Annotated in this window: 19 protein-coding genes; 7 read left to right on the plus strand and 12 right to left on the minus strand. The window is 70.4% G+C overall.

All coding sequences use genetic code 11. The features are described from left to right. Positions 1-79 precede the first annotated feature (79 nt). Positions 80-763, plus strand: coding sequence for a nucleotide exchange factor GrpE (locus N5096_RS08945; RefSeq protein ID WP_267664073.1), 684 nt, complete (start codon positions 80-82; stop codon positions 761-763). 47 nt (positions 764-810) lie between these two features. Here the strand turns inward: N5096_RS08945 and surE are convergent, their stop codons facing one another. After that, positions 811-1,659: a 5'/3'-nucleotidase SurE gene (surE, locus tag N5096_RS08950; protein ID WP_267664074.1), complete on the minus strand. Its 849-nt coding sequence runs from the start codon at positions 1,657-1,659 to the stop codon at positions 811-813. A gap of 111 nt (positions 1,660-1,770) precedes the next feature. On the opposite strand from surE, the gene N5096_RS08955 reads away from it, so the two are divergent. Beyond that, positions 1,771-2,085 carry a DUF5798 family protein gene (locus tag N5096_RS08955; protein WP_267664075.1) on the plus strand — a complete coding sequence of 105 codons (315 nt, stop codon included), beginning with the start codon at positions 1,771-1,773 and terminating at the stop codon, positions 2,083-2,085. Between the two features lie 4 nt (positions 2,086-2,089). On the opposite strand, the gene N5096_RS08960 is transcribed toward N5096_RS08955, so the two are convergent. Both N5096_RS08960 and purD read right to left on the minus strand, forming a co-directional pair. Continuing rightward, positions 2,090-2,716: an acyltransferase gene (locus N5096_RS08960; RefSeq protein ID WP_267664076.1), complete on the minus strand. Its 627-nt coding sequence runs from the start codon at positions 2,714-2,716 to the stop codon at positions 2,090-2,092. 78 nt (positions 2,717-2,794) lie between these two features. Next, on the minus strand, positions 2,795-4,078 hold the full coding sequence (gene purD / locus N5096_RS08965; protein WP_267664077.1) for a phosphoribosylamine--glycine ligase: 1,284 nt from the start codon (positions 4,076-4,078) through the stop codon (positions 2,795-2,797). Positions 4,079-4,221: 143 nt separating this feature from the next. Here purD and N5096_RS08970 point away from each other — a divergent pair, with 143 nt between their 5' ends. Beyond that, complete coding sequence (locus tag N5096_RS08970; protein WP_267664078.1) at positions 4,222-6,420, plus strand: thioredoxin domain-containing protein; 2,199 nt, start codon at positions 4,222-4,224, stop codon at positions 6,418-6,420. A gap of 110 nt (positions 6,421-6,530) precedes the next feature. Beyond that, entirely contained in the window at positions 6,531-7,631 is a 1,101-nt protein-coding gene (locus N5096_RS08975; protein WP_267664080.1) for a geranylgeranyl reductase family protein, read from the plus strand. A 36-nt stretch (positions 7,632-7,667) separates the two neighbouring features. On the opposite strand, the gene N5096_RS08980 is transcribed toward N5096_RS08975, so the two are convergent. The 3 genes from N5096_RS08980 to N5096_RS08990 form a co-directional block, all read right to left on the minus strand. Further along, complete coding sequence (locus tag N5096_RS08980) at positions 7,668-8,129, minus strand: TRAM domain-containing protein (protein WP_267664082.1); 462 nt, start codon at positions 8,127-8,129, stop codon at positions 7,668-7,670. 510 nt (positions 8,130-8,639) lie between these two features. Continuing rightward, positions 8,640-9,782: a pyridoxal phosphate-dependent aminotransferase gene (locus N5096_RS08985; protein WP_267664084.1), complete on the minus strand. Its 1,143-nt coding sequence runs from the start codon at positions 9,780-9,782 to the stop codon at positions 8,640-8,642. Further along, positions 9,779-10,267, minus strand: coding sequence for an Lrp/AsnC family transcriptional regulator (locus tag N5096_RS08990; RefSeq protein ID WP_267664086.1), 489 nt, complete (start codon positions 10,265-10,267; stop codon positions 9,779-9,781). The genes N5096_RS08985 and N5096_RS08990 overlap by 4 nt, the downstream gene beginning before the upstream one ends. A gap of 141 nt (positions 10,268-10,408) precedes the next feature. Between N5096_RS08990 and N5096_RS08995 the strand changes: the two genes are divergently transcribed. After that, the gene (locus tag N5096_RS08995; protein WP_267664087.1) at positions 10,409-11,275 is read left to right on the plus strand and encodes an aldo/keto reductase; all 867 of its coding nucleotides are present in this window, start codon (positions 10,409-10,411) and stop codon (positions 11,273-11,275) included. A 29-nt stretch (positions 11,276-11,304) separates the two neighbouring features. Here the strand turns inward: N5096_RS08995 and N5096_RS09000 are convergent, their stop codons facing one another. Continuing rightward, positions 11,305-12,657 carry an adenylosuccinate synthase gene (locus N5096_RS09000; protein WP_267664089.1) on the minus strand — a complete coding sequence of 451 codons (1,353 nt, stop codon included), beginning with the start codon at positions 12,655-12,657 and terminating at the stop codon, positions 11,305-11,307. A gap of 294 nt (positions 12,658-12,951) precedes the next feature. Here N5096_RS09000 and N5096_RS09005 point away from each other — a divergent pair, with 294 nt between their 5' ends. Continuing rightward, the gene (locus tag N5096_RS09005) at positions 12,952-13,257 is read left to right on the plus strand and encodes a hypothetical protein (RefSeq protein WP_004595838.1); all 306 of its coding nucleotides are present in this window, start codon (positions 12,952-12,954) and stop codon (positions 13,255-13,257) included. Between the two features lie 125 nt (positions 13,258-13,382). Here N5096_RS09005 and N5096_RS09010 read toward each other — a convergent pair whose 3' ends face one another. The 3 genes from N5096_RS09010 to N5096_RS09020 form a co-directional block, all read right to left on the minus strand. Continuing rightward, complete coding sequence (locus tag N5096_RS09010; protein WP_267664101.1) at positions 13,383-15,704, minus strand: DUF7527 domain-containing protein; 2,322 nt, start codon at positions 15,702-15,704, stop codon at positions 13,383-13,385. Positions 15,705-15,847: 143 nt separating this feature from the next. Beyond that, the gene (locus N5096_RS09015) at positions 15,848-16,321 is read right to left on the minus strand and encodes an NUDIX hydrolase (RefSeq protein ID WP_267664102.1); all 474 of its coding nucleotides are present in this window, start codon (positions 16,319-16,321) and stop codon (positions 15,848-15,850) included. 69 nt (positions 16,322-16,390) lie between these two features. After that, complete coding sequence (locus tag N5096_RS09020; RefSeq protein WP_267664103.1) at positions 16,391-17,362, minus strand: transcription initiation factor IIB; 972 nt, start codon at positions 17,360-17,362, stop codon at positions 16,391-16,393. A 751-nt stretch (positions 17,363-18,113) separates the two neighbouring features. On the opposite strand from N5096_RS09020, the gene N5096_RS09025 reads away from it, so the two are divergent. Further along, a complete protein-coding gene (locus tag N5096_RS09025; RefSeq protein ID WP_267664180.1) occupies positions 18,114-18,239 on the plus strand; it encodes a PLDc N-terminal domain-containing protein in 126 nt (41 codons plus the stop codon). Positions 18,240-18,243: 4 nt separating this feature from the next. On the opposite strand, the gene N5096_RS09030 is transcribed toward N5096_RS09025, so the two are convergent. Both N5096_RS09030 and malQ read right to left on the minus strand, forming a co-directional pair. After that, a complete protein-coding gene (locus tag N5096_RS09030) occupies positions 18,244-19,275 on the minus strand; it encodes a sodium:calcium antiporter (RefSeq protein WP_267664105.1) in 1,032 nt (343 codons plus the stop codon). 4 nt (positions 19,276-19,279) lie between these two features. After that, the gene (malQ, locus tag N5096_RS09035; protein WP_267664106.1) at positions 19,280-20,770 is read right to left on the minus strand and encodes a 4-alpha-glucanotransferase; all 1,491 of its coding nucleotides are present in this window, start codon (positions 20,768-20,770) and stop codon (positions 19,280-19,282) included. Between the last annotated feature and the right edge of the window lie 27 nt (positions 20,771-20,797).

Below are 20,797 nucleotides of genomic sequence, written 5' to 3' on the forward strand. Positions count from 1 at the left end.
CGATCGTCGGCGCCCTCCGCACCCCGGCTCGCGGCCGCGTTCTGCAACGCTTATGCACGCCGACCGACTTCGATCGGGTATGAGCGACGACGACGCCGTCGACGTCGAGGTCGAGTCCTCCGACGACGCCGCGGCCGACGCGGCGAGCGCGAACGGCACGGCGGAGGCAACCGCCGAGGGAACGAGCGGCGAGTCGCCCGGAGAAGCCGGCGAGGCCGACGATGACGGCGGAGAGGCCCTTGCCGCCGCCGTCGCCGAGCACGACGAGGCGCTCGCGCGGGAGGTCGCGGAACTGGAGGCGGAGCTCGCGGAGACGCGCGAGGAGCTGCTGGAAGCCGAGGGGGAGGTCGACGACCTGACGAGCAAGCTCGCCCGCGTGAAGGCGGACTTCAGCAACTACAAGGGGCGCGCCAAGCGCAAGCAGGAGGAGATCCGCGAGCGCGCCTCCGAGCGGCTCGTCGAGCGCATCGCCCCCGTCCGGAACGACCTCCTGCGCGCGCTCGACCAGGAGGCGGGGAGCGACCTCCGCCCTGGCGTCGAATCGACGCTGGAGAAGTTCGACGAGGTGCTCGGCGAGGAGGGCGTCGAGCCCATCGCCCCCGACCCGGGCGAGGAGGTCGACCCCGCGCGCCATCAGGTGATGCTCCGCGTCGAGAGCGATCAGCCCGACGGGACCGTCCACGAGGTGTACGAGCCCGGCTACGAGATGGGCGACCGCGTCGTCAGCGAGGCGAAGGTCACCGTCAGCGCCGACGAGTCGTAGTCGGCGTCACCGGGTCCTTCCGCTCTCACTCTCCGTTTTTGCTCTCCTCACTCCCCGTTCCCGCCGTTCGTCCCGTACCGCTTCGCGAGTTCGTCGAGCCCCGCGTCCGGCTCCGCGGCGTGGGGCACCGACAGCGGCGAGACCGACACCTCGCCGTCGACGACCGCGCGCCGGTCGGTGCCGACCGGGTCGGGCACGTCGGCGGGCGTCATCCGCCCCCAGATCGGGTCGGAGATGGCGACGCCGCCGTTGCCGTCTGAACTCGCCTCCATTCCGTACCACTCCGAGGGCGTGGTGACGCGCATCGGCGCGGGGTCGACCCGGCGTTCGTCCGCGGCCGCCTCCCGACCCCCGTCGACCTCGGCCGGCTCCGCTATCGGCGCGTTGACGTTGAGGTAATCGGCACGCTCGAACACGCCCGCGGCGTCGCCCTCGTCGACGAGGAACCGCGTGGCGCGGACGGCGTGCGCGAACGACGCGGGGGGCAGCTCACGCTGCCGCCAGTCGTCGCCGCCCGGCACGTACATCGACGCCGCGATTCCGGGGACGCCGAAGAAGGCCCCCTCGACGGCCGCCGAGACCGTCCCGGACCGCCCGAGGGTGTACGCGCCGAGGTTGGCGCCCTCGTTGCAGCCGGCGACCACGAGGTCCGCGTCTGGGACGAGCTCGTCGAGGCCGGCGACGACGCAGTCGACGGGCGTTCCGTCCACGGCGTAGCCCAGTTCGTGCTCCGCGACCTCGACGTCGGCGGAGATAGCGCGGCCGATCGACGACCGGTCGCCCGTGGGCGCGACTGTCACCACGTCGTAATCGGCCGCGAGCGCGTCGTACAGGGCGCGGAGGCCGACGGCGTCGACGCCGTCATCGTTCGTCAACAGGATCCGCTCGACGCTCATACCGTCATATCGGGCGGTTCGGACAAAAGCCCACCGTCGCCGGGCCGGCCCCGTCCGTTCCGACCGCGCCGAACGGAAAAGCCCACGTATCCCGGGCCCGCACCGTTCGATATGGGATTCGGGGACACGGCGAAGAAGATCCAGACGCTCGCCGACAAGGCCGAGCGCACGTATCAGAAGATAAACGAGCTGCGCGCCGAGGTCGAGGAGACGCAGACGACCGTCCTGGACACCTCCGAGCGCGTCCAGCGGCTGGAAAACGAGATGGCGGAACAGCGGGCCGTCCTCGACGCGGTCGCGCGCGAGGTCGGCGTCGACTTGGAGAGCGTTAGCACCGAGGCGCACATCGCCGAGGCGGAGCGCGTCGCCGCGGAGAATGCCGCCGGCGACGACGCGGATTCCGCCGAGGGCGACGACGCCGCGTAAGCGGCTATTCGGCCGCCTCGGCAGTCCCGTCGGCGCTCCGTCCTCCCTCGTCCGCCCGGGACACCACCTCGGCCGGCACGCCCGCGGCCGTCGTCTCCGGCGGGACGTCCGCGGCGACGAGAGAGTTGGCGGCGACTCGCGCGCCCTCGCCGACCGTGACGCCCGGGAGGACGACCGCACCGGCCCCCACCATCGCGCCCTCCTCGACGACGACGTCGCCGAGGCGGTACTCCTCCTGGAGGAACTCGTGGCACAGCAGCGTCGCGTCGTAGCCGACGATCGCGTCGCTCCCGACCGTGATCCGCTCGGGCCAGAACACGTCCGGCGTCGACTCCAACCCCCACGCGACGCCCGTTCCGACCGTGACGCCGATCCGCCGCAGCAGCCAGTTCTTCAGCCGGAGGCTGGGGGAGACTCGCGCCAGCACGATGACGACGTAGTTGCGCACGACGACCAGCGGCGACTTCGCGTCCGGCCACGACCACAGCGAGTTCCGCGGCCCGCGCGTCGGGCGGCGCTCGAGCCGATCGGTGCGGGAGTCGTCGGTGGTCGAGTCGCCCGCTCTGTCGGTGCCCTCGGCCTCGCCCGACGTGTCCGCCGCGCCCGCCGCGCCGTCGTCCTCGTGAGTCACGAAGTGACGTTCGGGCGGCTTCGGTAAAAGGGTCGCTGCGCGCTCGGCGGCCGGACGCGGGGACGTGCGAGGCCGCGACTACCCCCGCAACTCGTTCATGTGCTCGATCCGGCGCTCGACGAGAGCGGCCTTCCCCACGTCGTGGCGGATTCGCAGGCCGTCGCCGGCGGCCGAGAGTCCCGCCTCGGCCTGTCGCTCCGCGGCGTCGATCGAGCCGCCGCGGCCGACGACCGCGAACGACCGGGACGTGGTCGTGTACAGCCCGTCGTCGCGCTCGTCGACGCTGGCGTAGTAGAGCAGCGCATCGCCGACGCTCTCCTCGTCGACCGCGATCCGCGCGCCCGCGTCGGGGTCGACCGGGTAGCCGTCCGGAACGGCGTACTTACACACGGTCGCCTCGCCGGAGAAGGAGAGGTCGGGGAGATCGGTCTCCTCCCGCGCGGCCGTCAGCACGTCGATGAACGGGGTGTCCAACGCCGGCAGCGTGTTCATCGCCTCCGGGTCGCCGAAGCGCGCGTTGAACTCGACGACCTTCGGCCCCTCGTTGGTGAGCATGAACTGCCCGTAGAGGACGCCCTTGTAGTCGGGGAGCGCCTCGACGACCGCCTCCAGCACGTCGACCGCGTCGGCGTAGTCGCCCTCGCCCATGAACGGGAGCGAGAGGTCCGTGTCCGTGTACGAGCCCATCCCGCCGGTGTTCGGGCCCTCGTCGCCCTCGTAGGCGCGCTTGTGGTCTTGGACCGCGGGCGTCGTCCGGACGTCGCCGTTCGCGACGAACGCCTGTATCGTGAACTCCTCGCCGACGAGCCGTTCTTCCAACACGACGCGGTCGTAGTCGGAGTCGCGGAGGTACGTCTTCGCCTCCTCGGGGGTCACCTGGTCGCCGATCACCTTCACTCCCTTCCCGCCCGTGAGCCCGGCCGGCTTCACCGCGAGGTCGCCGTCGTAGGCGTCGATGTAGTCGCAGGCGGCCTCCGTGTCGTCGAACACTTCGTAGTCCGGACAGCCGGGAATGTCGGCTTCGTCCATGAACTCGCGCTGGTACGCCTTGTCCGTCTCCAGGCGCGCCTCCTCGGCCCGCGGGCCGAACGCGTACACCCCGGCGTCGTCGAGCGCGTCCGCGACGCCCGCCGCGAGCGCGGACTCGGGGCCGATCACCGCCAGATCCGCGCCCACCGCCGTCGCGTACTCGGCGACTGCCTCGGCGTCGGTCTCGTCGATCGACTCGAAGCCGTCGGCGAGCCGGCGGATGCCCGGGTTTCGGTTGCTCGCGCAGGCGTACAGCGCGCAGTCGTCGGCGACCGCGCGGGCGATCGCGTGCTCGCGTCCGCCGCCCCCCACCAGCAGTACGGTCTCGGTCATATCCGACGGATGAGTACACGGTAGTGTAAGCTTTACTTTCCGCACGCAAGCAGATAGCCACAGACGTGGATCGGACCCCGGAGCGGGCCTCGCTCGCGTGGCTCGTGTGACGGCTTTTTGCCTCGCCGGGGCGAACCGGAGGTATGTCACAGCCGACGGAGCGGAACCGCCTCGCGGACGAGGCGAGCCCGTACCTCCAGCAGCACGCCGACAACCCGGTCCACTGGCAGCCGTGGGGCGACGCGGCGTTCGAGCGCGCCCGCGAGCACGACGTCCCGGTGTTCGTCTCTATCGGCTACTCTTCCTGTCACTGGTGTCACGTGATGGCCGAGGAGAGCTTCGAGGACGAGGGGGTCGCCGAGGTGCTCAACGACTCGTTCGTGCCGGTGAAGGTCGACCGCGAGGAGCGCCCCGACGTCGACAGCACGTTCATGACCGTCTCCCAGCTCGTCACGGGCGGGGGCGGTTGGCCGCTCTCCGCGTGGTGTACGCCGGAGGGCAAGCCGTTCTACGTCGGGACGTACTTCCCGCCCGAGCCGCGCCGGAACCAGCCGGGGTTCCGCGACCTGTGCGAGCGCATCGCCGACTCGTGGGCGGACCCCGAGCAGCGAGAGGAGATGGAGCGCCGCGCCGAGCAGTGGACGACGAGCGCCCGCGACGAGCTGGAGTCGGTCCCCGAGCCGAACGTCGCGGACGGCGCGAGCGGGAGCGAACCTCCCGGTGCCGACCTCCTCGACGAGGCGGCCGCCGCCGCGGTCCGCGGCTACGACGACGAGTACGGCGGGTTCGGGAGCGGCGGCGCGAAGTTCCCGATGCCGGGCCGGGTCGACCTGCTCATGCGCGCCTCCGCTCGGAGCGGCCGGGACGCCGCGCTCGCGGCCGCGACCGGAACCCTCGACGGGATGGCCCGCGGCGGGATGTACGACCAGGTCGGCGGCGGCTTCCACCGGTACGCGACCGATCGCCAGTGGACCGTCCCGCACTTCGAGAAGATGCTGTACGACAACGCGGAGCTTCCCCTGGTGTACCTCGACGGGTACCGCCTGACCGCCGACCCGACGTACGCCCGCGTCGCGAGCGAGACGCTCGCGTTCCTCGACCGGGAGCTCCGCCACGACGAGGGCGGCTTCTTCGGCACGCTCGACGCGCGGAGCGCGCCCCCCGAAAGCCGGCGGGGAGACGCGAGCGACGACGGAAGCGGACACGCTGACGTCGAGGGGGCCTTCTACGTCTGGACGCCCGGCGAGGTCGACGCGGTCCTCGACGAGCCGGCCGCCTCGCTGGCGAAGGACCGATGGGGGATCGAGCCGGGCGGGAACTTCGAGCGCGGCACGACCGTGCCGACGGTCGCGGCGTCTGTCTCGGACCTCGCCGACGAGCACGATCTGTCGGCCGAGGAGGTCCGAGAGCGCCTGACCGACGCTCGCGTCGCGCTGTTCGAGTCCCGGGAATCGCGCCCGCGTCCCGCCCGCGACGAGAAGGTGCTTGCCTCGTGGAACGGCCGGGCGATCTCCGCGTTCGCGAGCGCGGCCGGGCCCCTCGGCGAGCCGTACGTCGAGATCGCCCGCGAGGCGCTCGACTTCTGTCGCGACCGGCTGTACGACGAGAGCTCCGGCGAGCTCGCCCGGCGATGGCTCGACGGCGACGTCCGCGGACCGGGGTATCTCGACGACTACGCGTTCCTCGCGCGCGGCGCGCTCGACGTCTACGCCGCCACCGGCGACCCAGAGCCGCTCGGGTTCGCGCTGGAGCTGGCCGAAGCGATCGTCGCGGAGTTTCACGACCCGGACGACGGAACGATCTACTTCACGCGGGACCCCGGCGGCGCCGATCGGGGAGACGACACTCTCTTCGCCCGCCCGCAGGAGTTCACCGACCGCTCGACGCCGTCGAGCCTCGGCGTGGCGGCCGAAACGCTGGCGCTGCTCGACGGCTTCCGGACCGACCGCGAGTTCGCCGCGATCGCGGAGCAGGTCGTGACGACCCACGCCGACCGGATCCGCGCGAGCCCGCTGGAGCACGTCTCGCTCGTCCGGGCGGCCGAGCGCGTCGAGACGGGCGGAATCGAGGCGACGATCGCCACCGACGCGGTGCCGGACGCGTGGCGCGAGACCCTCGGCGAGCGGTACCTCCCCGGGGCGCTCGTCGCGCCGCGACCGCCGACCGAGACGGGACTCGACGCGTGGCTGGACCGACTCGGCATGGACGAGGCGCCGCCGGTCTGGGCCGGGCGCGACGCCGTCGACGGCGAGCCGACCGCCTACGTCTGCGAGGGCCGGACCTGCTCGCCGCCCGAGACGGACCTCGACGCGGCGCTCTCGTGGCTGGCCGAGCGGCGGTAGGGAAAGCCCGCCCGGGGCGCCGAGAGGAGGCGCGGTCCCGGGACCGCGCTCCGGGCACAGCGCGAGGTAGCCGCGTCGTACTTTTAAGTATCGGCCACGACGCTCCGATCATGCACGACTTCGTCGTCGTCGGCGCGGGCCCCCCGGGCTCGCGGTTCGCCAGGCGCGCGGCCGAGGCCGGCCGCGACGTCGTCGCCTTCGAGAAGGGGACGGTCGGCGAGCCGCTGGCCTGCTCGGGGCACGTCTCCGACGACGTGTGGGAGTACGTCCCCGACGAGGCCCGCGACCGGCTCCTCCAGAACCGCGTGTACGGGGCGCGGTTCCACGTCGGCGGCCCCGGCTCGACGGCGTACCCGTTTTATAAGGATCGACCGGTCTCGAACGTCATCGACCGCGTCGGACTCGACCGGACCCTCGCCGACTGCGCGCGGGACGCGGGCGCCGACGTGCGAGAGAACCACACCGTCCTCGACGTCGACGAGCGCTCGGACCGCGTCGCCGTCGAGGTCCGGACCCCGGACGGCGACGTGGAGACGGTCGAGGGCCGGATGGTCGCCGGCTGCGACGGCCCTACCTCCCGCGTGCGCCGGTCGCTCGACCTCCCCGAGCCGGACGAGCTCCTCCACGGCGTGCTCGCGTTCGACGACGCGCCCGACGACGGCGACCTCGTCGACGTCCACCTCACCGCGCCGACGTTCTTCGCGTGGCGGATCCCGCGGGGGGACGCCGGCGTCGAGTACGGGCTCGCGGCGCCCCCGAGCGACGACGTCACGGCGATGTTCGACCGGCTCACCGACGCGTACGGGGCGACGACCGACCGGTTCTGCTCCGGGGCGATCCCGGTCGGCCCGCCGGACCGCGTCACCGCGGACCGCGCGTTCCTGATCGGCGACGCGGCGGCGCAGACGAAGCCGTTCACCGGCGGCGGCATCCTGTACGGGATGACCGCGGCCGACGTGGCCGCGGACGTCGTCGACCCCGCAGACCCGGGGACGCTCGCCGACTACGAGTCCGGCTGGCGCGACGCGATCGGCCGGGAGATCCTGCTCGGAAAGGGTATCCGGCGGTGCTACTCGCTACCGGAGCCGGTCCAGCGACTCGGCCTGTGGGCGCTCTCGGGCGAGATCGGCGTCCACATGGACCGCCCGAGCTCCTTCTTCTCCCCGGCGCACCTCCGGCGGCTGTTCTCGCGGAGCGACCCGCCGGAGTGACCGAGGGGTGGAGTCAAACCGGACGCCCCGGCCCGCCTACTCCTCGACGACCTCGGCGAACGAGACGTTCTCGCGGACGCTCGTGATCTCGACGGTCGGCTCGTCGCCCGGCTCGGAGTCCGGGACGATGACGACGTAGCCGCGCTCGATCTTCGCGATCCCGTCGCCCTTGTCGCCCAGCGTCTCGATCGTGACCTCGCGGACGTCGCCCTCGGAGACCGGTGGGCCGGCGGCCTCGTCCGGGGTGGAGCGGGCCCGCGACCCCCCGGTGCCGTTCCCGGCCACGTCTCGGTTCGCCGACGCGTCCGTCCGTGACTCGGTCGAGGCGGCGGCCTCGCCTCCTCCGTCTCGTTTTATCAGTGCCACGCGGTACGTCTCGTCGTGAGCGACGGTCTCATGCTCGATTTCTGAGGAGGGAACGACGACGACGTGATCGCCGTCGCGCTCCTCGACCTCTCCGGTGAACAGACACGCGAGCGAATCGGTGATTTCGACCATGGGCCACGTTGCGAACACGGCAATGAAAAGCTCCCTATTTATGCCACGCCGCGCGGGCCGTCTGAAGATCGTAGGATTCGTGCCGCAGTGAGCGTCGGGATTTCGGACTGACGTCCTCCCAGCGCTAAACGGCGAGGATTCCACGAAGTGGAGTTTGAGGTTCCGTGTTTCCTCGGGGTTCAAGAACGCTTTCGCGTGACCCTTCGACGGTAGCTGTCCAATTGTCACCGAGAACGTGGCGAACCGGTTCTGGTCTTGTTACCCACCACGGTCGCTGGGCGAAGACCGTCTGACGGTGAAACCGTCGTACCGTTCGTGGGGAAGACTATCACCGTACAGTACGCTTAAACCCTAATAAGTGGAGGGAAGCCAAACTCAAAAGCCCATCCTTGGTAGCTCATGTAGTCGATTGTCGGATTCATCCCCGGCCTACAGCACGGGGCTTTCTCCTCGATTCTCCGTAACGTCCACTCTCGCAATCGGTCACGCGGTGAGCTCAACCGAGTCCCGTCAGTCCCGTTCTTCCACGAACGTCGCGATCCGGTCGGTGGCCTCCTTCAGCTCGCGCATCGAGGTCGCGTACGACACCCGGAGGTGCCCCTCGCCGCCTTCGCCGAAGACGGAACCCGGGACGACCGCGACGCCCTGCGCCTCCAGCAGCGCCTCGGCGAAGGCCTCGTCGTCGCCGCCGCAGTCGGGGAACGCGTAGAACGCGCCGCCGGGCTCGAACGTGTCGAGCCCCATCTCGTTGAACCGGGAGACGACCAGCCGCCGGCGGCGGTTGTACTCGTCGACCATCTCCGCGACCTCGTCGTCGCAGTGGTCGAGCGCCTCGCACGCCGCGTACTGGGGCGTCGTCGGCGCCGACAGCATCGTGTACTGGTGGATCCGGTTCATCGCGTCGATTGCCTCGCTCGGCCCCAGCGCGTAGCCGAGCCGGAGGCCGGTCATGGCGTACGCCTTCGAGAAGCCGTTGACGACGACGGTGCGCTCGCGCATCCCCGGCTGCGTGGCGATCGAGCTGTGGTCGGCGCCGTAGGTGAGCGCGGCGTATATCTCGTCGGCGACCACCCTGAGATCCTCGTCGCGGCAGAACGCCGCGACCTCGGCCATCTCCTCGTCCGTCATCGTCGCGCCCGTGGGGTTGTTCGGGTAACAGCAGACGAGGAGGTCCGCGTCGGCGGCGCCCGCCGCTTCCAGCGACTCCCGCGTGAGCGCGAAGTCGTCCGCGGCCCGGGTGGGGACCGTCAGCCGCTCGCCGCCCGCGAGTTCGATCCCCGGCCCGTAAGAGATGTACGTCGGCTCGTGGACCGCAACCGTGTCGCCGGGGTCGACGAGCGCGCGGAACGCGAGGTCGACCGCCTCGCTCGCCCCGGTCGTGACGAGGGTCTCGTCGGTCGGGTCGTACGACTGGTCGTAGCGCTCGTGGTGGTCTGCGATCCGCTCGCGGAGCGCGGCCATCCCCCGGTTCGACGTGTAGGAGGTCTTCCCGCGCTCGAGCGAGTCGATCGCGGCGGTGCGGGCCGCCCACGGCGCGGAGAAGTCGGGCTCGCCGACGCCCAGCGATATCACGTCGTCGCGCGCCTCCGCGAGCTCGAAGAACTTCCGGATCCCCGACTCCGGGAGGTCGTTGGCGCGGTCGGACAGCCTCATGGCGAGACTGAGAGGCGGTCGTCGTCGTCGCCGTCCTCGAACCGCACCCCGCCGTCCTTGTACGTCTCCATGATGTAGTGGGTCACCGTCTGGGTGACCTCGGGCATGGGCGCGACCTGCTCGGAGATGAACCGGGAGACGTCCTCCATCGTCTCGCCGAGCACCTCGACGGCGAAGTCGTAGTCGCCGGAGACGAGGTGGAGGGCGTCGACCGCCGGGAACTTGGCGATCCGGTCGGCGACCTGCTCGTAGCCGGTCTCGCGGTCGAGCTCCACGTTGATCTCGGCGACCGCGCGGATCTTCCCCTCGTCGACGCGGTCCCAGTCGACGACGGCCTGATAGCCGTGGACCACGTTGTCCCCCTCCAGCGCGTCGATCGCCGCCGCTACCGCGTCGGCGTCGAGGCCCGTCTGGGCCGCGATGTCGTCGATGTCCTCGCGGGCGTTCCGCGCCAACACGTCGAGTACCTCGCGCTCGGCGTCCATACCGAACAATCGGACGGGGACGGTTTATGAGTAGCGACGCGCGCAAGACGGGCGAGCGCTCCGGACGGCGGACCGCGGCCCTCCGGCGGCGATCCTTCCGCCATCCCCACGGCTTTCCACGTGGCACGCGAACGCTCGATTATGGCTTCAGACACCGCGACCCGGAGCGACACGTTCGACATCGGCGGCGACCTGACCGTCGACCGCCTCGGCTTCGGCGCGATGCGGATCACGGGCGAGGACATCGTCGGTCGCCCCCACGACGAGGACGAGGCCAAGACGGTCCTCCAACGAGCCGTCGACCTCGGCGTCGATTTTATTGATACCGCCGACTCTTACGGCCCGGGCGTCTCGGAGCGGCTGATCGGCGAGGCGCTCGGCGACTCCGACGACGTCGTCGTCGCCTCGAAGGCCGGCCTGCTCCGCAACCGCGAGGGCGACTGGCTCCCCCACGGCGACCCGGAGTTCCTGAAGAATCAGGTCCTGTGTAGCCTCGATCGACTCGGGACCGACACGATCGACCTGTATCAGTTCCACCGCCCGGACCCCGACACCGACTTCGAGGAGTCCGTCCACGCGTTCGCGGAGATGAAAGACGCCGGCCAGATCGCTCACGTCGGGCTCTCGAACGTCACCGTCGAGCAGCTCGAGACCGGGATGGAGATCGTCGATATCGCCACCGTTCAGAACCGGTACAACGTCGGCCACCGCGACGACGAAGACGTGTTGCGTGCCTGCGAGCGCAACGACGTGGGGTTCATCCCGTGGGGCCCGATGTACACGGTCGACGAGGAGGGCGTCGCGGGCGCGCTCGGGGAGGTCGCCGACCGCCGCGACGCGACGGCGCGGCAGGTCGCACTCGCGTGGCTCCTCGACCGGTCGGACGTGACCCTCCTGATCCCGGGCACGTCGAGCGTCGACCACCTCGAATCGAACGTCGCGGCCGCGGAGCTGTCGCTGACGGACGAAGACGTGGCGACGCTGAACGAGATCGATCCGCAGGCGTAGCGGTGGTTCTCCGAAGCTCCGGCCGGCGCCTACTCCTCGAACGGGTTCGTCAGCTCGACCGTCTCCTCACGGTCGGGGCCGACGCCGACCGCGTAGATCGGCGTGTCGATCTCGTCGGCGACGAACTCCAGGTACTCGCGGGCCGCCTCCGGGAGCGCGTCGTAGCCCTCGTCGGCGACCGCGGCCGAGTCGAACTCCTCCCAGGTGTCGAGCTCCGCGAACACGGGCTCGCAGCGCTCCCAGCGGTCGGTCGTGGTGGGAACGGTGTCGAGCGTCTCCCCGTCTATTTCGTACCCCGTACACACCTTCAGCTCGTCGAGCCCGGCGAGCACGTCGACGTGATTGACCGCGACGCCCGTGAAGCCGGAGACGCGCGCGGCGTGACGCAGCATCGGGAGGTCGAGCCAGCCGATGCGGCGGGGGCGACCGGTGACGGTGCCGAACTCGCCGCCCTTCTCGCGGATGTGGTCGGCGAGCGCCTCCTCGTCGGCGTCGCCGTCGAGCTCGGTCGGAAGCGGCCCCTCGCCGACCCGCGAGAGGTACGCCTTCACGATGCCGACGACCTCGCCGGAGCCGACCGCGGTGACGCCCACACCGGAGCCGACGGCCGCGCCGCCGGCGGTCGGGTTCGAGGACGTAACGAACGGGTAGTTCCCGTGGTCGACGTCGATGTGAGTGCCCTGCGCGCCTTCGAAGAGGACCTCGTCGCCCGCCTCGCGGCGTCGGTAGAGGTAATCGGAGCAGTTGACGGTCATTTCCTCCTCGGCGAGGCGCTCGCCGATCGCGGCGAACTCCTCGTGGAGCGCGTCGACGTCGAACGCGTCCGTGTACTCCTCGTCATCGGCGTCGAGCCCGTACACGTCCTCGACGAGCGCGCGCTTCTGCGGCACGGCGTACTCGAGCTTCTCGCGGAGCACGTCGGGGTCAAGCAGGTCGGCGACCCGGATCCCCCGCCGTCCGGCCTTGTCCTCGTACGTCGGGCCGATGCCGCGGCCGGTGGTGCCGACCTCGTCGCCGGCGTCGTCGTCCGCCTTGACCTCCTCTTCGATCCCGTCCAGCACGCGGTGGTACGGCATGATGACGTGCGCCCGGCGAGCGACCCGCACGTCGGGGTCGAGCCCCCGCTCGCGCAGGTCGTCGATCTCGGTGAACAGCGTGCGCGGGTTGACGACGCAGCCGTTGCCGAGGACCCCGACCGTGCCTCGGACGGCCCCGCTCGGTACCAGCGAGAGCTTGTACTCCGCGCCGCCCTCGACGACGGTGTGGCCGGCGTTGTCGCCGCCCTGATAACGGACTACGACGTCCGCGTCCCCTCCCCACCGGTCGACGAGCGCGCCCTTGCCCTCGTCACCCAGCTGGGAGCCGACGATGGTGAGTGTCATACGGCCCGGAGGTTCCGGCCGGGGGGTAAAACAGATTACGGTCCACGGCCGCGATCACCCCACGGACGTGTATCACACGGGGCCCGGTTCCCGTGAGATGTCCCCGTTCGTGCGATAGAATCGCGCCCGCGCCGCATCCCGTCGCCGGGGCGCCCCGAGCGGTTCGCGGACCCCGTCGGCGCCGAGGCGATCGAACACGTTAACTACTGCCACGTCGAACGCTGCGATCGAGCAACCCCGGCCCCGTCGCCGACAGCAACTTTTAAACCGGGGCACGACGAGTTAACATGTGCCATGATAGATCGATTAGAGAAGGAGGTAGACATGCTTGAACGCCACCTCCAGGTTCTGCGGATGGTCATCGAGAACGAGCCGATCGGCATCGTGAAGATGTCGAACGAGACCGGCTACCCCCACCACAAGGTCCGCTACTCGCTGCGCGTGCTCGAGGAGGAGAACCTCATCGAGCCCTCCAGCCAGGGCGCGATCACCACCGAGCGGACCCACGAGTTTGTCGACGAGCTGGACGAGAAGCTCGACGAGACGGTCGAGAAGCTCGGCTCCATGCGGATCGACGACGCTGCCGAACTCGAGAACTGAACCCCGCGTTCGTACGTCTGACCGGCCGAGAGTTTGCGTTTTGATCTCGGGTCGTCACGGCCAGTAGCGCCTCGGGTCTCGATCCGAATTCTCCGTCACTGCTCGCTCGTCCCCGAGAGGCCCGTCTACAGGTCGGGGACGGTCATGTGGAAGCCGCCGTCGCGGGCCTCGACCAGACAGAGGTGGTACCCCTGCTTGCGCGAGAGCTTCACGAAGCTCGCGCGCTTCGACCGGCTGAACAGCCCGCCGCCGACGGCGCCGCTCGCGGTCTCTAACGCGCCCGGCTCGAAGAAGCTCTCCGTCACCGCGAACGCCGCCGCGAACGACTCGTTCGACTCGGCGATGTCGCGCCCGTTACCCACAAGTGACTCCAGGGTCCCCTCCGCGGTCGGGTCCCGGCTGTCGTTCAGGTCGGCGACGAACAGGGGGTTCCCCATTCGGTCGCGCAACACGAGGTCGAACGCGCGCTGCTCACGCGTCTCCTCGCCGTTCTCGCGGATCGCGATCGACACCGACCCGCCGATCTCCGCGCGGTCGATCTCGGGGACCGCGTCGTAGAGGTCGCGGAGGACGCTCTGGTTGCCGGTCCCGCTCACCTCGAACGGGAGGTCCTCGACGAGCCACCGGGTGAACCCGTACTCGATCGTCCCCCGCAGGAACTCCTCGTACGGCCGCCCCTCGACCGCGAGCCCCTCGGTCTCGAAGCTCGTGTGGTGTTCGATTCGGAGGTTCTCGCGGAGTTCCTCGCGGTCCACCGCCCCGTCGTGGGCGTCCTCCAGCGTCGCCCCGCCCTTGGAGTCGTACCTCACGAAGAGGTTCGTCCCGCTCCGGGCCTCCCCGGGCGAGAGCGACCGGTCGCTCTCTGGGAGCCGGTCCCGGGCCGACGAGAGCTCGTCGCGCAGGCGGTCGCGCTCCTCGCGGAGCGTCGAGACCTCCGACTCCAGGCGGTCGACCTCGGACGCCAGCCGGTCGCGCTCGCCCTCGATATCGTCTCGCTCCGCGGCGGTTTCCTCCAGCTCCGAGGCCAACTCCTCGCGCTCCCGCTCGGACTCCTCCAGCTCGCTCTCCAGCTCCCGGAGGCGCTCCCGTCCCGACGCCTCGCCGCGAGACTCGCCGGAGCGGCGCGAGCGCTGCGAGACGGCCGACCGGTTCGAGCCGGTCTCACCGGTCGAGCGCGGCTCAGGCGACGAGTCGGTCCGGGAGTCCGCGGGCTGCCCGGCGTCTTCGCGGCGCATCGCCCCGTTCGACCCGCGCGACTGGGGCGAGCCCCGGGTCGGGGACGCCCCGTTGCCGTCGCCGCCCCCCGGCGGGTCGCTCGCCTCCGAGGGGTCCAGCGCGGGGATCGACTTCTGCTCGCGCCACTGCTCCTCCTCGGAGAACACGTCGTCGTCCGGGCGGGTCGCGTCGTCCTCGTCGCCGACGCGGTCCCGGCCGGCGGCCTCGGCGTCCCGATCTCGACCGGCGGGAGCGTCGTCCGAGCGCGCGGCGGCGTCCCCGGCGCCGTCGGAGTCGCTCGCCGACGGCTCGTCCGCGACGGGGGGGCCCTCGCTCGACACCTCGCTCGGATCCCGCGACCCGCCGTCGTCGTCGCGACCGCCCGCCGCCTCGATCTCGACGGACGACGGGCGATCGTCGCCGGCGGACCGGTCCCGGCTCCGAGCGGCGGAGTCCCGACTTCCGTCCGTCGACTCCCGCCCGGTGACCCCGGACGTTCGCGTCTCCTCGACGCCGTCCGTCTCGGCGTCCGCCGGCTCGGCGGATGCGGACCGGCGGTCGATCGACTTGTCGTCTGCCTCGTCGCCGCCTTCCTCGTCGCCCGTGGCCGCGCCCGCCGACGCGCCGCCTGCCGCGTCGCCGTCGGCTCCCGCATCACTTCCGGCTGCGCCGGGACTCCCGGCGTCCGAGCCGCGGGAGGGGAGCTCCCGGACGTCCAAGTCGACCTCGTAGACGGTGTAGATCCCGACCTCGTCGTCGGCCAGCGAGAACGCCTCCTCGCCGGTCTCGAGGCGTCGAGAGTTACCGACGTACGCGGCGGCCATCGAGTCGCCGGCCGTGTACGTGACGTAGTAGTCTCCCGAGAGTACGTTCTCCGACAGCTCGACGTAGCCGGTGAAGCCGCCCTGCGAGAGCTTGCGGTCCGCCTCCGAGAGCGGGGTGTCGTTCGTGTAGTACTTCGCCCGCGGCTCGCCCCCCCGCTCCTGCATGGCGAACAGGACCGGGAGGACCGCCTCGGGGGCCTCGTACAGCGTGCCGGAGGCCGCCGCGAACGCCTCCAAGTCGCCGTCGACTGCCCCAACGACGCGGCCCTCGAACACGAACAGCCACGCCGCGCCGTCGGTCACCGCGCCGGAGAACCCGCCGTCGACGAGGCGCTCGAGCTCGGCGAACCCCTCCGAGAACTCGCGGGAGTTCCACCCGGTGATCTCCGATCGTCGCTCTGCGTCCATGTTGGTCCATGTCGCCTGCAACGACCCAAATACCTTCCGGACCGTGAGACGGTCGTCTGACGCCGATCGGGCGGGGATCGGTCGGAGGCGGTATGCGCGTCAGTCGGGGATTCGGCCGACCGACTCATCGCGCAGTCGGTCGACTACGCGTCCTCGACGGTCGCGATTGCCTCGCGCCCGAGGTCGATCACGTCCGGCTGTAGGTCGCTCGCGGCCAGCTCGGCCGGCGTGTACCACCGCCAGCCGTCCGGGTCGACCTCGTCGTGGCCGTCCGGCGCGATATCGCGGGAGCCGACGCGGGCGTAGTAGAGGTGATCGACGTGCTGGTGCCCCACCGACCCGTCCTCGTGGACGTTGATGTCGTGGAGCATGAGGTGGGCCGGCTCCGGGAGGCCGCGCGTGTTCGGCCCCTCGATAGGGGACCGCGTCGCGGCCAGCTCGGCCTCGAGCCCGGTCTCCTCGCGGACCTCGCGGAGCGCCGCCTCGTGGGGCAGTTCGTCGCGGTCGACGTGGCCGCCTGGCGGAAGTCGGATGCCGAGCCGCTCGTGGGCGTGGAGCGCTGTGGCGCCGTCGTTGACGACGTAGGTCGTCGCGGTGAAGTGACGAGTGGTCTCCATACGCGCCGCTCGGTCCGCGCGGGCTTGGGCGTTCGGAAAAGCGGTCGAAACGAACTCCCGGCGTGCCGATCAGTTCAGCGCGACGCCGTCTTCGGCCTCCAGCAGCTCGTGGTAGCGGTTCCGGATGGTGACCTCGCTGATGTTCGCGACGTCGCTGACCTCGCTCTGGGTCACCTTCTCGTTGACCAGCAGGGAGGCGGCGTACACGGCGGCGGCCGCGAGCCCCACCGGCGACTTACCGGAGTGGATCCCCTGCGACTTCGCGGTGCCGAGCAGCGACCGGGCGCGGCGCTCGGCCTCGTCGGAGAGGCCGAGGTCGGAGGCGAACCGCGGGACGTAGCTCTCGGGGTCCGCGGGCTGGATCTCGAGCTTGAGCTCGCGGACGACGTAGCGGTACGTCCGGGCGATCTCGTCTTTCTCGACGCGGGAGACGGCCGCGATCTCGTCGAGGCTGCGCGGCGTGCCCGCCTGCCGGGCGGCCGCGTACAGCGACGAGGTCGAGACGCCCTCGATCGAGCGGCCCGGCAACAGGTCCTCGTCGAGCGCGCGGCGGTAGATGACGGAAGCGGTCTCGCGGACGTTGTCCGGGAGGCCGAGCGCCGACGCCATGCGGTCGACCTCGCCGAGCGCCTGCTTCAGGTTCCGCTCTTTGGAGTCCCGGGTCCGGAACCGCTCGTTCCAGGTGCGGAGCCGCTGCATCTTCTCGCGCTGACGGCTGGAGAGGGACTTACCGTAGGCGTCTTTGTCCTGCCAGCCGATGTTCGTCGACAGGCCCTTGTCGTGCATCATGTTCGTCGTCGGGGCCCCGACGCGCGACTTGTTGTCCTTCTCTTTGGAGTCGAACGCGCGCCACTCGGGCCCGCGGTCTATCTCGTCCTCCTCGACGACGAGCCCGCAGTCGACACACACGGTCTCGCCGTGTTCCGTGTCGCTCGCGAGCTGGCCGCTGCACTCGGGACAGCGCAGTTCCTCGTCGGCCGACTCGGTCTCCTGTTCGTCGTCGGCGCGCTCCGCCGTGTACGTTCGAACGTTTTCGCTCATTGGTGTGTTCAGGTGGAGGGAACGAGGGGACCGAGAGACGCGTCTCGGTTGGTTTCCTCACTAACAAGTAAGGGCTGAAAACATTTAAAACCTGCCCCTAATATCGGAAGTGAAAACAAACGAGAACGGGCGTCACACACGTCCGTACTCAGTAGTAGCCGTCGTTCTCTCGTGGGGTATCGACGCCGGCTGACTCTCGCCGAGAGCGCTATCGCTACTATATACATGTTTCGTGACGGATCCCTCGCGACGTCGGCTCCGCGCGGACGCGCCGCTCTCAGTGAACGACCCGAACGGAGGCCGGGTTCCGCCAGAGCGTCGTCGGTGAGTGTGTAGGCTATTGTCCGCTCGACCCCCGCCTCAGAAGAGCTAGGAATCAGGCGAGAACAGGGTGATTCTACCTCGTCCTACGATGGCGGCTTCGCCGCCCCAAGCAACCAAGCAATAATCGGAACCAGTCGATAACCGGCGAACCCTCACAGGATTCGACCGGAGTTGACTGCTGTAAGCAGCGTTAAACTAACTCCGAGTCCGTCGAGGTCTGCCGGACTCCCCGAGGCAAAAACAACTCTGGGAGTCCCTGTATGACGGAGGATAGGAGTACCGGGGGCTTGGCACTCCCAGCAGTCCCACTCGCCACAGTCCGTGAATCTCACACGGATTCTCACCGTGTCAGGGTTCGGTGAAACTGCAAACCTGAAATCTCCAACACTCAGGATTCCTCCGCGTTCACGCGGAGGAGGATGTCAACATCGTCTGGGCCTACTCGGACGCCACGCAGCGCAGCGACCAGCCCGCGTTCCTGTGGGCCATCGTCGCGTTCCTCGCGCAGCTGCTCGGCCTCGTCCTGTACTTCATCATCGGTCGGAACCGGTAGACGGTCAGACGCCCCGTAACAGCTCCGTGGCTCCGAGCGTCTCGGCGACCACCCACGCGATAAACAGGAGGTACGCGAGCAGCAGCAGCGACGACTCTCGTTCGGTGAGCGACAGGTCCGTCCGGAGCGTCGTGAACAGCAAGACGGTCGCGACGGTGAGCACGCCCAGCATCGGGACGGCGCTCGAGAAGTTCACCTCGACGCTCCCGACGATCAACACCCCGACCGGGATGGCGACGAGCAGGTCGAACGTGTTCGACCCCAGCACGTTCCCGAGGCTCGTCCCGCCTCGCCCCTCGCGCGCCGTCCGGACGCTCACGAGGGCGTCCGGGAGGCTCGTCGCCGCCGCGACGACCGTGACGCCGGCGAGGAACTCCGGGACGCCGAACGCCGACCCGAGCGACTCGACCGACGCGACCAGCCGCTCGACGCCGACGCCGATGACGAGCAGCCCGGCCGCCAGCCTCCCCCACTCGCGGCGAATCGCTACCCCCTCCCGGACTCGGTCGATCGCCGCGTCGTCGACGTCTTGGTACTGGATGAACAGGTAGAGCCCGTATAGCGCCAGCGGGATCGCCGCGACGGAGCGGGTCAGCTCCCCGACGATCGGGTCCGACGAGACGGGGAAGTAGATGACCGCGAGCGAGAAGGTGACGACCAGCGCCGACACCGCGATCATGTAGAACTGCGCCTCCTTGTACACGATCGCGCGGCTGGTCTCGAGGTCGCCGTCGGCGCTGAACCCGGAGAGCCCGGGGATGACGAGGACGTTGAAGATCGCGGAGCCGACGAGCGCGCCCACGCCCATGTCGAAGATACCGGTGGCCGCGGTGATGACGACGCTCGCGAACTCCGGGAAGCTCGACCCGACGGCGACGACGACCGACCCCTGCACTACCGCCGGCAACCCGTAGTACCCCGAGAGCGTCTCCGCGGCCTCCTCCAGCCAGGCGCTCCCGATCCAGATGGCACCGGTCGCGACGGCGATCAGGGCGACGTGGACGGCTGACCCGTCCGAGAGGGTCCACCCGAGCACCGCCCTACCGCACGTGACGCCCGGCGAGGTCCCACAGCCGATCCGCGATGGCGTCGTCGAGCTGGTCCCGCGTCAGCCGCCACTCCCAGTTGCCGTCGACCGTCCCCGGCTCGTTGAAGCGGGACTCGCTGCCGAGCCCGAGGAGGTCCTGCATCGTCGTCATTGCGAGCACCGCCTCGGAGTCCCACACCTCGTCGACGATCTCCCACTCGATCCCGCGGTCGCCGTCGGCGCCGACGTTGTACCGGAAGCAGTCGCGCTGGCGCTCGGGGAGGCCCTCGAAGTAGCCGACCCACGTGTCCGTGTCGTGGGTCGACGTGTAGCCGACGACCCCCTCCGGATAGTGCATCGGCTGGTACGGGTTCCCCTCCTCGCACCAGTCGGCGTACTGCGGGACGCGCATCCCCGGGAAGCCGAACTCCGCCATGATCTCGTTCATCGCCGGCTCCTCGAACCCGAGGTCCTCGGCGATAAAGGGCGCCTGTCCGAGCTCGCGCTCCACCGTCTCGAACAGGTCGCGCCCCGGCCCCTCCCGCCACTCGCCGGCGGCCGGGTCGTCGCGGTCGGCCGGGATCGCCCAGTACTTCACGAACCCGAGGAAGTGGTCGAGCCGGGCCACGTCGGCGAGGTCGAACAGCCGCCGGAACCGGGCGACCCACCAGTCGTACTCCCGCTCGGCGAGGCGCTCCCAGTCGTAGACGGGGTTCCCCCAGCGCTGCCCGTCGTCGCCCGGGTTCGGCGGGACGCCCGCGACCGCGGTGGGGCGGTTCCCCGCGCCGAGCCGGAACGCCTCCGGGTTCGCCCACACGTCGGCGGAGTCGAGCGCGACGTAGATCGGCACGTCGCCGACGACGGAGACGCCCTCCTCCGCCGCGACAGCCCGCATCTCGCGCCACTGCCGGTCGAACGTCCACTGCGCGAACTCCCGGAACCGGATCTCGGTCGCGTGTCGCTCGCGGGCCTCGGCGAGCGCCTCGGGGTCGCGCGTCCGGAGCGGGTCGGGCCAGTCGACCCACGTCTCCTCGGAGCGGGCCTCGGAGAGGGCCCGGAACAGCGCGTACTCGGCGAGCCACGGCTCGCGCTCGCGGAACGCGTCGAGTTCGCCTGCCGCCTCCTCCCCGGCCCCCTCGTCGAACCGCTCGAAGGCGGTCCGCAACAGCGGGAGCTTGTACTCCCGCACCGCGCCGTAGTCGACGCGGTGATCCGGGAAGTCGGGGACCGGTTCGAGGTCGGACTCGTCGAGCCAGCCGTCGGCGACGAGCCCGCCGAGGTCGATCAGAAGGGGGTTGCCGGCGAACGCCGACGGGGACTGGTACGGCGACTCCGCGGCGCCGTCCGTCGTCGGGCCGATCGGGCAGATCTGCCAGTGGTCCACGTCGGCGTCGCCGAGGAACGAGAGGAACGCGGCGGCGCCGTCGCCGAGGTCGCCGATCCCGTGTCGTCCCGGCAGCGAGGTGACGTGGCAGAACACGCCGGCAGAGCGGTCGAGTCGCATGCGTTCCCCTGTGACCCCCACCGACTC

The sequence above is a fragment of the Halorubrum yunnanense genome, assembly GCF_026586675.1.
Lineage (GTDB): Archaea > Halobacteriota > Halobacteria > Halobacteriales > Haloferacaceae > Halorubrum > Halorubrum yunnanense.